15 protein-coding genes are annotated in these 13,921 nt (G+C 67.8%); 9 read left to right on the top strand and 6 right to left on the bottom strand.

The features are described from left to right. Position 1: 1 nt before the first annotated feature. Together CMO28_RS01475 and CMO28_RS01480 are read left to right on the top strand one after the other, a co-directional pair. Complete coding sequence (locus CMO28_RS01475; protein ID WP_017677044.1) at positions 2 to 1,279, top strand: TrbI/VirB10 family protein; 1,278 nt, start codon at positions 2 to 4, stop codon at positions 1,277 to 1,279. Next, positions 1,276 to 1,518 carry a DUF2274 domain-containing protein gene (locus CMO28_RS01480; protein WP_017677045.1) on the top strand — a complete coding sequence of 81 codons (243 nt, stop codon included), beginning with the start codon at positions 1,276 to 1,278 and terminating at the stop codon, positions 1,516 to 1,518. The genes CMO28_RS01475 and CMO28_RS01480 overlap by 4 nt, the downstream gene beginning before the upstream one ends. A gap of 630 nt (positions 1,519 to 2,148) precedes the next feature. Here CMO28_RS01480 and CMO28_RS01485 read toward each other — a convergent pair. Both CMO28_RS01485 and CMO28_RS01490 read right to left on the bottom strand, forming a co-directional pair. Next, complete coding sequence (locus CMO28_RS01485; RefSeq protein WP_296708518.1) at positions 2,149 to 2,952, bottom strand: competence/damage-inducible protein A; 804 nt, start codon at positions 2,950 to 2,952, stop codon at positions 2,149 to 2,151. Further along, positions 2,949 to 3,974: an NAD-dependent epimerase/dehydratase family protein gene (locus tag CMO28_RS01490; RefSeq protein WP_296708521.1), complete on the bottom strand. Its 1,026-nt coding sequence runs from the start codon at positions 3,972 to 3,974 to the stop codon at positions 2,949 to 2,951. The genes CMO28_RS01485 and CMO28_RS01490 overlap by 4 nt, the downstream gene beginning before the upstream one ends. A gap of 161 nt (positions 3,975 to 4,135) precedes the next feature. Between CMO28_RS01490 and sfsA the strand changes: the two genes are divergently transcribed. From sfsA to radC, 3 genes are all read left to right on the top strand, one after another. Next, positions 4,136 to 4,927, top strand: coding sequence for a DNA/RNA nuclease SfsA (gene sfsA / locus CMO28_RS01495; protein ID WP_296708523.1), 792 nt, complete (start codon positions 4,136 to 4,138; stop codon positions 4,925 to 4,927). Positions 4,928 to 5,077: 150 nt separating this feature from the next. Then, positions 5,078 to 5,872: a type I methionyl aminopeptidase gene (map, locus tag CMO28_RS01500; RefSeq protein ID WP_296708525.1), complete on the top strand. Its 795-nt coding sequence runs from the start codon at positions 5,078 to 5,080 to the stop codon at positions 5,870 to 5,872. 31 nt (positions 5,873 to 5,903) lie between these two features. Then, entirely contained in the window at positions 5,904 to 6,854 is a 951-nt protein-coding gene (radC, locus tag CMO28_RS01505) for a RadC family protein (RefSeq protein WP_296708528.1), read from the top strand. An 8-nt stretch (positions 6,855 to 6,862) separates the two neighbouring features. Here the strand turns inward: radC and CMO28_RS01510 are convergent, their stop codons facing one another. Further along, entirely contained in the window at positions 6,863 to 8,011 is a 1,149-nt protein-coding gene (locus CMO28_RS01510) for an adenylate/guanylate cyclase domain-containing protein (protein ID WP_296708531.1), read from the bottom strand. Positions 8,012 to 8,332: 321 nt separating this feature from the next. Here CMO28_RS01510 and purB point away from each other — a divergent pair, with 321 nt between their 5' ends. Then, on the top strand, positions 8,333 to 9,631 hold the full coding sequence (gene purB, locus CMO28_RS01515) for an adenylosuccinate lyase (RefSeq protein WP_062768407.1): 1,299 nt from the start codon (positions 8,333 to 8,335) through the stop codon (positions 9,629 to 9,631). Between the two features lie 65 nt (positions 9,632 to 9,696). Here the strand turns inward: purB and CMO28_RS01520 are convergent, their stop codons facing one another. Continuing rightward, on the bottom strand, positions 9,697 to 10,158 hold the full coding sequence (locus CMO28_RS01520) for a hypothetical protein (protein WP_296708535.1): 462 nt from the start codon (positions 10,156 to 10,158) through the stop codon (positions 9,697 to 9,699). Positions 10,159 to 10,329: 171 nt separating this feature from the next. On the opposite strand from CMO28_RS01520, the gene CMO28_RS01525 reads away from it, so the two are divergent. After that, positions 10,330 to 11,169 (top strand): metallophosphoesterase, encoded by an 840-nt coding sequence (locus CMO28_RS01525; protein WP_296708537.1) that lies wholly within the window; start codon positions 10,330 to 10,332, stop codon positions 11,167 to 11,169. An 83-nt stretch (positions 11,170 to 11,252) separates the two neighbouring features. On the opposite strand, the gene CMO28_RS01530 is transcribed toward CMO28_RS01525, so the two are convergent. Further along, positions 11,253 to 11,570, bottom strand: a complete 318-nt coding sequence (locus CMO28_RS01530; RefSeq protein WP_014745770.1) for a DUF1476 domain-containing protein — start codon at positions 11,568 to 11,570, stop codon at positions 11,253 to 11,255. Between the two features lie 172 nt (positions 11,571 to 11,742). Beyond that, entirely contained in the window at positions 11,743 to 12,525 is a 783-nt protein-coding gene (fabI, locus tag CMO28_RS01535; RefSeq protein ID WP_296708546.1) for an enoyl-ACP reductase FabI, read from the bottom strand. A gap of 199 nt (positions 12,526 to 12,724) precedes the next feature. On the opposite strand from fabI, the gene CMO28_RS01540 reads away from it, so the two are divergent. Both CMO28_RS01540 and CMO28_RS01545 read left to right on the top strand, forming a co-directional pair. Further along, positions 12,725 to 13,270 (top strand): toxin-activating lysine-acyltransferase, encoded by a 546-nt coding sequence (locus tag CMO28_RS01540; RefSeq protein ID WP_296708549.1) that lies wholly within the window; start codon positions 12,725 to 12,727, stop codon positions 13,268 to 13,270. After that, positions 13,267 to 13,845 (top strand): hypothetical protein, encoded by a 579-nt coding sequence (locus CMO28_RS01545; protein WP_296708551.1) that lies wholly within the window; start codon positions 13,267 to 13,269, stop codon positions 13,843 to 13,845. The genes CMO28_RS01540 and CMO28_RS01545 overlap by 4 nt, the downstream gene beginning before the upstream one ends. Positions 13,846 to 13,921: the final 76 nt, after the last annotated feature.

Consider the following 13,921-nt stretch of genomic DNA (forward strand, 5'->3'; position numbering starts at 1 on the left):
CATGAGCCAAGACGACACCCCCGACCTCGCCACGCCGCAGGCAGGCAAGGTCGCGCCGGAAGCGGTGGCGCTGCGCGCCCAGCCGCGTCCGGTCACTCGCCTGAACCGGCGCACGCTTGCCATCCTCGTCGGCGGCCTGTCGGTCGCCGTCCTTGGGGCCACGATCTGGTCGCTGCAACCGCAGCGGCGCGGTACGGGCGAGCAAACCGAGCTTTACAACGTCGATCGCGTCTCGAAGTCCGAAGGGCTGGATGCGCTGCCGACGGACTACTCGAAGCTGCCACCAGCCTTACCGCCCGATGTGCCCGAGCTGGGGCCGCCGTTGCCCGGCGACCTTGGCCCGGCCATCGTCGCTTCGCAGCAGCCGGTGACGCCGGGCTATTCGCCGCCAGGCCATGATCCCGAAGATGCCTTACGCAAGGAGGCGGACGCGGCGGCGGCCTCGTCGGTGTTCTTCCGCTCGGGCGGCCAAGGGCAGACCGCCGCCACGGTCGCGCAGGCAGCGCCGGGGGCTTCAAGTACGCTTGCGGCCTTCGATCCGCTCGCTGCTGGGCCTGCCTCGACGGCGGCCCAGCCCGCCGACCCGACCGCCGTGCAGAACCGGCAAGACCAGAAAGAGTCGTTCCTGAAAGCCGGTTCTACGGAAACCCGCAATTCCGGCAATCTGGCGCTGCCCGCGTCGCCGTATCAGGTGATGGCCGGAACGGTGATCGCCGGTGCGCTGGTGACAGGCATCAAGTCGGACTTGCCGGGCGACGTAATCGGCACTGTGACGGAGCCGGTCTATGACACAGCCACCGGCAAGTTCCTGCTGATCCCGCAGGGGTCGCGCATCCTCGGGCGCTACAACAGCCAGGTCAGCTACGGACAGAGCCGCGTGCAGGTGGTGTGGAACCGGATCATCCTGCCCGACACGTCCTCGCTGACGCTCGACAACCTTGTCGGCACCGACCCGGCCGGCTACGCGGGCTTGGAGGATGACGTGGACTGGCACTGGAACCGCATCTTTGCCGGTGCGGTGCTGACGACGCTGCTGGGCGTCGGCGCAGAGCTGGCCGCGCCAGAGAACCGCCAGGACGGCAACCGCATCGTCATTGCCGGGCGTGACAGCGCCCAGGACAGCATCAATCAGGTCGGCCAGGAGATCACCCGACGCAACATGAACATCCAGCCGACGCTGACCGAGCGGCCTGGTCTGCCCGTGCGAATCATCGTCAACCGGGATCTGGTGCTGCGGCCGTACCAGCCGCTGTTCTTCAATCGGGGAGCTTCGCAATGAGCACTACCAAGAAGCTGCGGCTCGGGCCGCTGCCCAAGACCGAAAGCGTCAAACTGACCTTTGCCTGCCCGGCCAGCTTGAAAGCCGACCTCGACCGCTACGCCGCGCTGCACGCGCAGGCGTATGGCGAGGCGGTCGATGCCGTGACGCTGATCCCGCACATGCTGGAGGCGTTCATGGTGGGGGATCGGGGATTCAAGCGCACACAGCCCAAGAACGGAAAAGCCGCCCCTGCGTGAACAGGGGCGGCTCTGGATTGGTGCCCGAGGCCGGAATCGAACCGGCACGCCTTTCGGCGAGGGATTTTCTTACCACTTCGACTTTCGCCGCCGCCCTGCTCAACGCAGGGCGTTCGTGGTCTGGAGCACGCCTTCACCATAGCCTTGCGGCCGTAGGTGCCCGCCGTCTGCTCTCTACACCTTCCCAAGCTGTAGCTTGGGCTTGGCTCGGCGTTGGCTCGGATGCAAAAGCATCCAGGGCGTTCGCCGACTTTGACGGGCTTCACTTCGGGCGTTTCCCCCCGAAGGCTCAAATTGTTCAAGTCCCTTGTGTCTACCGATTTCACCGCTCGGGCGTAGTGCTCAACACACTGAAAACACCTACCTCCATCTACTGGCGCCTAGCTGGCCCCTGGCCGTCAAGCCTAGCTGCAAAGCTACAGCTCGGATGCCCGCAAACCGTTGTCACTATTGACCTTCTGGCTCGGCAGTTCTAGCAGGAAGGACTTGACAAAACAGATTTTAAGTCCGCTGCGTCTACCGGTTTCGCCACGTCCGCGCGCGAGGGTAGGCACATTGTAACCCGTGCGCTGCGGACGCACCAATACCGGGAATGGCTTTCACTGTCCAGTACCTCCGGGTGCCATCTCGTTACCCTTCCCGGAAGAGGATGGGAACGCCCATCTCGCCCAGCACCGTGGAAAGATCCGCCTCGGCGGCATCGAGTTCGGCATCGTCGGTGCCGCGCAGCACCAGGCTGACCGAGGGCTTGCCGCCGCGGAAGGCGGGGTACGAGCCGATTTCGACGGTCGGATGGCGGCCCTGAACCTCGCCCAGACGCTGGGCGATCTCGCCTTCGGCACCGTCGACCACCAGGGTGACGGCGCGGGTGACCGCCCCGCCTTCAAGCGTGGGCACGACATTGTCCATCATCGCGGCCGCAATCTGCGGCACACCGGCCAGCACGTGGACCTTGCCGATCCGGAAGCCGGGGGCGATCGAGACCGGATTATCGATCAGCGTCGCGCCCTCGGCCGTGTTGGCCATGCGCAGCCGCGCCTCGGTCAGCTTGTCGGGCGGGTAATAGGCCTGAAGCCGGCGCTCGGCCTCAGGATGGCGGATCAGCCGCACGCCCATCGCCTTGGAAACCGCCTCGGCGGTGATGTCGTCATGGGTGGGGCCGATGCCGCCGGTGGTGAAGACGTAATCGGCCTTGGCCTCCAGCGCGTGGATGGCGTCGACGATCTCGGCCTCGACATCGGGCACCACCCGCACCTCGATCACCCGGATGCCGGCCGGGGCGAGTTTGGTTGCGATCATCCGCACATTCACGTCCTGGGTCCGGCCCGACAGGATCTCGTTGCCGATGACCAGCACCGCGGCGGTGCGGGAGCCGCCCCCTGTGGCGGGGCTGGTGTCGGCGGCAATGGACGGGGTGGGGGTGGTCTCGGTCATCGGACGGGTCCCGTGCTTGAAGATGGCGCGTCGATCTCGCCAGCCTGGATCAGCCAGTCGATGGTCTCGCGCAGGATGCTGTCGAGCGGCGGCGGCGCATATCCCAGGTCGCGCTTCGCCCGGTCGCTGTCGATCGCGACCATGTGGCAGGTGATCCGCGCCGCATCGGGCGTGATGGTCGGACGCAGGCCGGTCAGCCGCGAGACCAGGCCCAGCGTCTGCGCCACAGCCATCAGCAGCCGGGGCGGCGCCACCCGGTCGGTCAGCCGCCGGCCCAGAATGTCGCCGGCCCGACGGATCAGCTCCTGATAGCTCGCCTCGGGCCCGCCCAGAAGATAGTTCTCACCGATCATCGCGCGATCGGCGGCGGCAATCACGGCATCGGCGACCGCGGCGGCGCCTGCAAAACTGCCGCCGCCGGGCGGGATCGCCGGCAGCCGGCCGCGGGCGGCCAGCCGGATCAGCCCGGCCCAGTTGTGCCGGTCCCAGGCGCCCAGCATATGGCCCGGGTTCAGGATCACCGCATCCACGCCGCGGGCGATCGCATCCTGCACCGCCTCTTCCGCAGCCGCCTTGCTCGCCACGTAACCCACGGGATGATCGGCCCCGACCTTGGGGCAATGCTCGTCGACCCGCCGGCGATCGAAGCCGTAGACCGAGGCCGAAGAGACATGGACCAGCCGGCGGACGCGGGTCAGCAGCACCGCCTCGGCCACCGCCGCGGTGCCTGCCACATTGGTCTGCCACTGCCGGGCCCTGTCGCGCGGGTCGGTGGAGGTGTCGGCCGCCAGATGCACATAGACATCGGTATCATCGGGCGTCTGCGCCGCCATGGCATGGGCATCGGTCAGCGGCGCCTCGATCAGCTGCACACCCCGGGCGTTCAGCCAGCCGCGCGCCTCTGCCGGGGTTTCGGTGCGAATGAAGGCGGTGACCGCCCAGCCGGGATCCTGCGTCAGCCGCGCGACCACGTGCCGGCCGAGCATGCCGCCCGCCCCGGTCACCACGGCGCGCCGCGGCATCTGTGTTCCCGAACCGCGCCTGTTCATGCTCGTCCCCGTCACACATCCGACCGATCGATGGCGTTCGGCCGCGATTATGACCGCGGTCGCCGCAGGCTTCCAGTCCGCAGGCCATCCGGCGACCGCTTGCGCCATGGCAGGCCCGCGCCTAGTCTGACGCCATGACCGACACCCTGCCCCGGCCGATGGCGGCCCTTTCCGATACCGACCATCCCGGCCTCGTCTTCACGCCGCCGCTGGAACCTGCGCGTCTCGTGCGGCGCTACAAGCGTTTTTTGGCCGATATCGTCTTCGAGGACGGCACGGAAACCACCGCCCATGTCGCCAACCCCGGCAGCATGGCCGGCCTTGCCGGGCCCGGCTCCCGGATCTGGCTGCAGCGCTCGGCCGATCCGAAGCGCAAGCTGCCGCTGTCCTGGGTGCTGGTCGAAGTGGCAGGCGGCGCCCATGTGGTCGTCGACACCGGCCGCGCCAACGGGCTGGTTGCGGATGTGATCCGCGCCGGGCTGGTTCCGGGCCTCGGCGGTGACGGCGCGACGCTCCGCCGCGAGGTGCGCTATGGCCAGGCCTCACGCGTCGACCTTGTGGTCGACCCGGCCCCGGGGTCGGGCGGGCTGCCGGTCTATGTCGAGGTGAAATCGGTCACCCTGTCACGCAGGCCGGGGCTGGGGGAGTTTCCCGACGCCCGCACCGCCCGCGGCGCCCGCCATCTGGCGGAACTGGCAGCGCTGGCAGAGAGCGGCGCCGCCCGGGCCATGCTGATCTATGCGGTGATGCGCGGTGATGCGACGCGCGTCGACGTCGCGGCCGATATCGACCCGGCCTATGCCGCGGCGCTGGACGCCGCCCGCGCGGCCGGGGTCGGGGTTCTGGCACTCGGCTTCGAGGCCACGCCCCGGGGCATCGGCTTCACGGGGCTGCTGCCGGTCGCCGGCTCTGCAAGCGGCAGATGACCGACGTCACGAAAACGCGCATGTCCCGCGATTGCCGGATGGCCGCTGGTGTAATATCTATGCAGTCAAAGCAGCCATCGCGCAGAACACCCGGTCGCGCAGAGCACCCGGTTCGGTCCGGCGGATGACGCCGGGGGAAAGCAGGAAACGATGATCAAGATCCACGCGCCCGAGGATTTCGAGGGCATGCGCAAGGCGGGCCGTCTGGCCGCCGACGTCCTCGACTTCATCACTCCGCATGTACAACCGGGAGTGACGACCGAACGCCTCGACCAGTTGTGCCACGACTTCATCCTCGATCATGGCGCCATCCCGGCGCCGCTGAACTACCGGGGCTTCCCCAAGTCGATCTGCACCTCGGTCAACCACGTGGTCTGCCACGGCATCCCGACCGATCAGAAGGCGCTGGTCGAAGGCGACATCATCAACATCGACATCACCGTCATCCTGGACGGCTGGTTCGGCGATACCAGCCGGATGTTCCCGGTCGGCAAGATCTCCCGCAAGGCGGAGCGGCTGATCGAGATCACCTATGACTCGATGATGCTGGGCATCGCGGCGGTGAAGCCGGGCGCCACCTTCGGCGATATCGGCCATGCCATCCAGAGCTTCGTGGAAAAGCAGAAATGCTCCGTGGTGCGGGATTTCTGCGGCCACGGCATCGGCCGGGTCTTCCACGACCAGCCCAATGTGCTGCATTACGGCCGCCGTGGCGAAGGCGAAGAGCTGAAGCCGGGCATGTTCTTCACCATCGAGCCCATGGTCAATCTGGGCCGGCCCGACGTGAAGATCCTGTCCGACGGCTGGACCGCCGTCACCCGCGACCGCCAGCTCTCGGCCCAGTTCGAGCACACGGTGGCGGTGACGGAGACCGGCTACGAGATCTTCACCGGCTCCCCCCTCGGCCTCGACCGGCCGCCCTATCGCACCGACATCGCCGCCTGACCACGGCACCCGCGGGGGATCCACGATCGCGATGACCGACCGGCGCCGCCCCGACCCGAACCAGACCGCCGCGGCGCCGGTGACCGGTTTCGCCCGCGCCGCCGACATGATCGCGCGCGCGGCGGCGCGGCCCGCCGAAGAGGTGCCTGAGGCAGCCTCGGCCGCACCGCAGCCGCCGGTGCTGGACGTGGAATCCATGCCCTGGTGGCAGGAGGCGGGCCCGGTGCGGAGATCGGCGCCCGGCCTGGACGAGGCCTCGGGCCGGGTCGCCCGGCCGGCGCTGCCCGAGGCGCCCGAAAGCGGAACCGCGAAGCCCCATTACCACGGCCATCGCCAGCGCCTGCGCGACCGGCTGCTGGAGCGGGGCGCCGATGCGCTGGCCGATTATGAACTGCTGGAACTGCTGATCGCCGCCGCCATTCCGCGCGGCGACGTGAAGCCGATCGCCAAGCGCCTGCTTCAGACCTTCGGCAGCCTGGGCGACGTGCTGCATGCCGAGCCGGCCCGGCTGAAGGCCGTAGAGGGCGTGGGCCCTGCGGTGCTGGCGCAGATCAAGCTGGCCGAGGGGCTGAAGATCCGCTCCATGCGCGAAGAGGTCATCGACCGGCCGCTGTTCGCGTCATGGCAGGCGCTGATGGATTATCTGATGGCCGATCTGGGCCATCTGAGGGTGGAGCAGTTCCGGGTGCTGTTCCTGGACCGCAAAAACCGGCTGATTGCCGACGAGGTCCAGCAGCAGGGCACGGTGGATCATACGCCGGTCTATGCGCGGGAGGTGATGAAGCGGGCGCTGGAACACGCCGCCTCGTCACTGATTCTGGTCCACAACCACCCGTCGGGCGACCCCACACCCTCGCCCGCCGATATCGACCTGACCCGCCGCCTGGTCGAGGCCGCGCGCCATCTGGGCATCTCGGTCCACGACCACATCATCATCGGCCGGCGCAGCTATAAAAGCTTCAAGGCCCTGGGGTTGCTCTGAACGGAGCCTCACTCCGCCGGGGTAACGTCGACCGCCAGCTGCGGCACCGCCCTTGCCGGCGGCTCGGTGGGTGCACGGGCCGGGCGCTGTGCCGGGCGGGAGAGTTCATAGACATCGACCGTCTCGGTCCGGCCGCGCAGCATATGCGCGCCCAACGGCCGAGAATCGACCCCAGCCGGCAGCGGTGCCAGCGCCAGCACCGCTTCGGACACCAGCACCGGCACTTTCAGTGTCTTGGCCAGGCCTTCAAGCCGGGCGGCGGTGTTCATCGTGTCGCCGATGAAGGCGATTTCGTGCTTGGCATCGCCCAGCTCTGCCACCACCACGGTACCGACATGCATCACCGCCCGGACGCGCGGCGCCTCGCCGAAACGACGGATGAAGTCCGGACCGGCCCGCTCCACCGCCTCCAGAATGTCGAAGGTGCAGGTGATCGCCCGGGCCGCCTGACGCGCGGCCTGGCGCGCGCCGCAGCTGATGTTCCAGGAAATGATCGCCTGGTCGCCGACATAGCGGTCGATGGCACCCCGGTTGCGGCGCACGGGTGAGCCCATGGTGAACAGGATCTGGCCCAGATAATCGGTCGCCCCCAGCTCCCCCAGCCGTTCGGCAGTGCTGGTCCAGCCGGCGACATCGACCAGCAGGAAGATACGTTCCTCGCGCGTCGGGCGATGATAGCGGCCGACCAGCAGGGCCAGGAACACCCGCGTACCGATCAGGTCGCGGATCCGGAACAGCAGGCCGCCCACGGCCGACACGCCCATGGAGAACAGCAGCACGTCGAAGCGCAGCACCAGCCACATCACCGGACCGTGATCCTGATGGCCGGCCAGGATCCCGAACCACTGATCCGCCACCATCAGCAGCAGCCCCATCACGGCATAGGAGACGAAGGAGAGCGCCGACCAGACCAGCATGGTGCCGCCGACATAGATCGGTGCCGCCTGGGCGCGCAGCCAGCGGCTGACCCTGGGGAACAGCCGCCCCATGGCGAAGGCGATCATCACCCCGCCCACGCCGGCGCCATAGACCATGGCGATCCAGGTGTCGTCCTTGCCTTCCAGAATGCCGAAGGTGAGGCCGCAGAGCATGCCGGCGAGCGGGAAACCCAGCCAGCCCAGCGCGTTACGCAGGCGTTGCGCGGTCGCTTCCGTCATGCCCCCCCTACCTCTCACCCGATGGGCCTCTCACCCACAGCCTGCCCGCCACACCGGTGCATACGGTGTCGTTTCTGGATATTGGGCGGCCATGGCGTCTTGTCGACCTCGTAAGGTCGTCCGCTTCAAGACATGTTCATGACGGCCGCCGCCCTCCAGACTAAGCCACGACGGCGCCCGGCGCAGCAGCTTTGCGCGCACCGCGGCCCCGCCCCCGGTCATCTGCCCTTTGCCCGGCGGCTGCCACGGGCTATAACCCTGCCCGAAGCGGCCGGACGGCTCCGGTTCGCGTGTGTTTCGCCTGCGAAGGACAGCCCAGCGATGATCCCGCGCTATTCCCGCCCCGAGATGGTCCGGATCTGGGAACCGGAGAACAAGTTCCGCATCTGGTTCGAGATCGAAGCCCATGCCTGCGACGCCCAGGCCGAGCTGGGGGTGATCCCCAAGGAAGCCGCGAAGGCGGTGTGGGAGCGCGGCGCCTTCGACATTCCGCGCATCGACGAGATCGAGCGCGAGGTGAAGCACGACGTCATCGCCTTCCTGACCAGCCTGGCCGAGCATGTGGGCGAGGAAGCCCGCTTCGTGCATCAGGGCATGACCTCGTCGGACGTGCTGGATACCTGCCTTGCGGTCCAGCTGAAGCAGGCCGCCGATCTGCTGATCGAGGATGTCGACAAGGTGCTGGCCGCGCTGGAGCGCCGGGCCTTCGAATACAAGGACACGCCCACAATCGGCCGCAGCCATGGCATCCATGCCGAGCCGGTGACGTTCGGCCTGAAGCTTGCCGGCTATCATGCCGAATTCCAGCGCGCCCGCGCCCGGCTGGTGGCGGCGCGTGACGAGATCGCGACCTGCGCCATCTCGGGCGCCGTCGGCACCTTCGCCAATATCGACCCCCGGGTCGAAGAGCATGTGGCCGAAAAGCTGGGCCTGAAGCCCGAGCCGGTTTCGACCCAGGTGATCCCGCGCGACCGCCATGCGATGTTCTTCGCGGTGCTGGGCGTGGTGGCAAGCTCGGTCGAGCGGCTGGCGGTTGAAATCCGCCATCTGCAGCGGTCCGAGGTCTACGAGGCGGAAGAGTATTTCTCGCCCGGCCAGAAGGGCTCGTCGGCGATGCCGCACAAGCGCAACCCGGTGCTGACCGAGAACCTGACCGGCCTGGCCCGCGTGGTGCGCGGCTATGTCACTCCGGCGATGGAGAATGTGGCGCTCTGGCACGAGCGCGACATCTCGCATTCCTCGGTGGAGCGGATGATCGGCCCCGACGCCACCATCGTGCTCGATTTCGCGCTCAACCGCCTGGCCGGCGTGGTCGACAAGCTGGTGGTTTACCCTGAGCGGATGATGGCCAATCTCGATGCGCTCGGCGGCCTGGTCCACTCGCAGCGCGTGCTGCTCGCCCTCACCCAGAAGGGTGTCAGCCGCGAGGATGCCTATCGCCTGGTGCAGCGCAACGCCATGCCGGTCTGGCGCGGCGAGGGCCAGTTCATCGACCTGCTGAAGGCCGACCCCGAGGTCACCGCCCGCCTCTCCGACGCCGAGATCGAAGGGCTGTTCGATCTGGGCTATCACATGGCGCAGGTCGACACGATCTTCCGGCGGGTGTTCGGGCGGGCCTGATCCCGACCACGACACCAGACGTCAGAGAAAACCCCGCGGCAGCTGCTGCGGGGTTTTTTCATGCGTCAGTCGTCGTTGAGCGGTTCGCGGACCGGCAGGCTTTTCAGAAACAGCGCGAAACGGTCCAGCTCCTCACGCGTCACATCGGCCGGCAGGCGCAGCGCGACGTTCTGGCCGAGGCGGATCGGGAAATAAACCTCGACCGTCTCGGTCGTGCGGGGGCCGCCGGTGCGGGTGCGGACGGCGTAGAAGGGCTGGGCCGGCGCTGCTGCGTCAGAAGCGGCGACCGTCTGCGGCTCGGCCGCGATCGCGGTGGCATCGCGCTTCACCAGCCGGGTCTTCTGGCCCCGGCGGCCGATCACCAGCTGCCAGTCGGTCAGTGCCTCGATCCGCTTGGCGGTCTCGAGCGCCTCGCGATACTCCATCTCCAGCCACTCGGCCAGGGTCTCGATCGGGATGCTCTTGTGAAACCCGTAGTCGTGCATCTCGACCAAGGCTTCGAAAGTCTGGAGATTGAAGGTGTCCATGACGGGCGGCGCTCGAAAAAGGTCACTCGATCCGCACACGCTATCATACGGGATCAACCCGTCAATTATTTCCATCAAACCGCGAGTACCGGCTCTCTCCAGGCTGTGTCATGCCGCCTGGCCCCGCGCCATGCTATCATGCGCCGTCACCGATCTGCGCGAGTTCCCCCGATGACCGATATCCGCCTCGCCCTTCTCTCGGACCTTCATCTCGACGTCCGGCGCCGACGGCTGGAGCGCGCCGGCCTGGAACCTGAGGCCGCCCTGGCGGCGATCGACGATCTGGGGCGCCGGACGGCCGATGCGGCACGGGAGGCCGGGGCCGATCTGGTGATTCTGGCCGGCGACATCGCCAATGGTACCGGCGGGATCGACTGGGCCGGCCGGAATTTCGGCGATCTGCCGGTGCTCTATATCCCGGGCAATCACGAATTCTACGGCCATGACCGGGCGCCGCTGATCCGGGAGATGCGCCGGGCGGCGACGGCCGCCGGCAATCTGCGTGTGCTGGACGGCGATACGATCGACATCGACGCCCGGGACCGCCGGGTCCGCATTCTGGGTGGCACGGCCTGGACCGATTACCGGCTCTATGGCGATGCCGCTGCCGGCACGGCCATGGATCTGGCGGGCCAGGTGCTCTACGACCATCAGCGCATCCGCGAGGGCGACCGCCCGTTCAGCCCGGAAGATGCCCGCGGCCTGCATCTGGATTTCCGGGCCTGGCTGGCGCGGGAACTCGCCGCCTCCGATCCGTCGGCGACCGTGGTCGTCACCCATCACGGGCCCGCGGCGGCTTCGGTGGCCGAACGCTTCGCGGGCAGCCCCCTCTCCCCCGCCTTCGTCTCGGACATGACCGATCTGATGCAGGCGCATGAGCCGGCGCTCTGGCTGCACGGCCACACCCATCACGATGTCGATTACCGGGTCGGCCGGACCCGCGTGGTCGCCCGCCAGTGGGGCTATCCCGAGGAAGGGCTTTCGGAAGGCTTCGCCCTGCTCACCATCTGACGCAGCCCCTCCCCCGACTGCAGAAAACCCGCCAGGGCCGGGCCCGGGCGGGTTCGCTGAAGTCGGTCTCGGTGCCCGGGCGATCAGCCCTGGGCAAGCACCGCCGCCTTGGCTTCCTCGCCCAGGCGCTGAAGCTGGATCTCGACGACATGGCGCGAGGTCTCGACATTCGCGGCGGCGAAATCGGCCAGCAAGCGGGCGATGATGTCCTCGTCGCCCGGCTCCTTCATGTCGGCATCGATCAGCTCATCGCCATAGGCGGCGATGTCGGTGCGGCCGATCTGCGGGCCGGCCCAGGCGGCGAGCAGCCGGGCGCGCTTCACGCGGGCCTTGAAGGCCAGTTCCTGGTCATGGGCGAAGCGGTTTTCTTCGGCGCGCTCGCGGTTGTCGAAGGTGCTCATCGCTGGACTACTCCTGCAAAACCTGATCGGTGGTGCGGACCTGGCTTCAACCGTCATGCCGCGGCGGCTCTCGCCATCCCGCAGTCCGACGGCCCCGTCGCCCCTTCTCATACCAGCAGCAGGCGGCCATGCCTAGCGCAACCGGCCCGGTCCTCTCCCAACATATGGCTGTTCAGTCGATAATATGGTAGCCGCCATCCACGAACAGGGTCTGACCGGTCATCAGCCGGGCGGCATCGGTGGCGAGATGCGCGGTCGCCGCCCCCACATCCTCGATCGACAGCAGCGACGAGATCGGCGCTTTTTCATGCGCCTTGGCCAGCAGATCGTCGAAGCCGGTCAACCCCGAGGCCGCGCGGGTGGCAAGCGGGCCGGGCGATACCGCATGGACCCGGATGCCCTTGGGGCCGAGTTCGGCTGCCAGATAGCGGACCGAACATTCCAGCGCCGCCTTGACCGGCCCCATGACGTTGTAATGATCGACCACCATCTGGGCGCCGAAATAGCTCATGCAGACCAGGGTGCCGCCCTGCTTCATCAGCGGCTCGGCCAGCTTCGCCATGCGGATGAACGACCAGCAGGAGACGTCCATGGCCTGCAGAAACCCGGCCTTCGAACAATCGGTCAGCCGGCCGTGCAGATCCTCGACCGGCGCAAAGGCGATCGAATGGACCAGGAAATCGAGCTGGCCCCAATCGGCCTCGACCTGTTCGAACACCGCTTCCAGCGCGCCGTCGACCCGCAGATCCAGCGGCAGCAGCAGCTCTGCATCCACCTCGCGCGCCAGCGGCTCGACATGCGGGCGCGCCTTGTCGTTCAGATAGGTGATGGCCAGATCCGCGCCCAGCGCCCGAAACGCCTTCGCGCAGCCCCAGGCGATCGAATGCTCGTTGGCGATGCCGGCGATCAGCCCCTTGCGGCCGGCCAGCGGCCCGGGGACGGCGGTGGTGGTCATGGTGACACGGCTCCGTGGTTGCATCTGCTCGGACGCATTGTGCACGTGCAACATGACGCTTGCCAGCATGGCGGGCCATGCATGTCGTTCTGCAGGTCTCTCGCCTTTTCGGAATATGCCGCGCGATAGTTTGTCGCCTGACGGGATCCGCGATGCTAGCCTTCGCCTGACCTGCCGCCGCATCCCCCAGGAGACACCGATGACGGTCGACGAAAACGCCACCGCCACGACGCCGCCGGCCGATGCCACCCCCGCCGAAGAGACTGTGGCCGGGACCGACGAGACCCGTCACGAAACCGAGAACCGTCACGAAACGCTGGCCGCCCTGGTCGGCGGCATCGCGCTGCTGATGGCCGGCACGCCCAGCCATCGCCATCTCAGCATGGCAGATCTGGAATGGCTGGTGCTGCCGGCAATCGCCAGGCGCCAGATCCGCGTCTTTCGGGCCCGCGGCCGTGCTGCCGCCTATGCCAGCTGGGCCTTCCTGACCGAAGAGGCCGAGCAGCGGCTGCTTGGGGCAGAGCCGCGGCTGAAGCCCGAAGACTGGCAGAGCGGCGATCGCGCCTGGATCATCGATCTGATCGCGCCCCGCCAGCTGTTCGATGCCGCACTGACCGAGCTGCGCCGCGGGCCCCTGGCGGGCCGCCGGGGGTTCCTGCGCCTGCCCGCCCCCGGCGGCGGGTTCGAGACCCGCATCTTCGAGCCGCTGCCCCCGGCCGGTGCCGCCGACAGCAGCGCTGCATGACCGAATATCTCGTTCCCGGCCCCCGACCACACCCCGACACCAGCCGCGAGGTATGGCTGATCCGGGTGTCGTGGTGGCGGGTGGTCATGTTCTCCGTCCTTTATGCGGTGCCGGCACTGGCCGCGCTCGGGCTGGTGATCAATGCTGCACGAGGCCAGCCGGTGACAGGCATGCATGTGCTGATGTTCCTGGTTCTGGCAGGGGCCGCAGTCGCGCTTTACAAACTGATGTTCGCCCATATCCGCCGCGGGGGCGTGATCATGGAACTCAGGCCCGAAGGCCTGGTCCTGCCGGTTCTGGGCTCCCGTCAGCCGATCCCCTGGGATCGGGTCCGCATCCGCGGCGGGCCGCTGCTGTCCTGGCCCATCGCAACCATGATCCTGACCCGCATCGACCCGCGGATTCACGATCGCCTGCCGCTCTTCGGCCGCGGCCTGCCCCGGCGTCGGCGCATGGCCGAACAGACGGTCAGCGTGGTCATGCCCAACATCATGCAGGGCGGCCGGGCGCGGCTGATCCGGATCGCCGACGAATACCGGGCCGCGGCGGGCGTGCCCCGTGGCGCCGGCCCCTGATCTTCGCCACTTCAGATAACTCCCATAAAATTGTATATTGTTTTCATAACAATCTCTTTGATTGAACATTGACCGC

It is taken from the genome of Tistrella sp. (assembly GCF_002684955.1).
Taxonomy (GTDB): Bacteria; Pseudomonadota; Alphaproteobacteria; order Tistrellales; family Tistrellaceae; genus Tistrella; species Tistrella mobilis.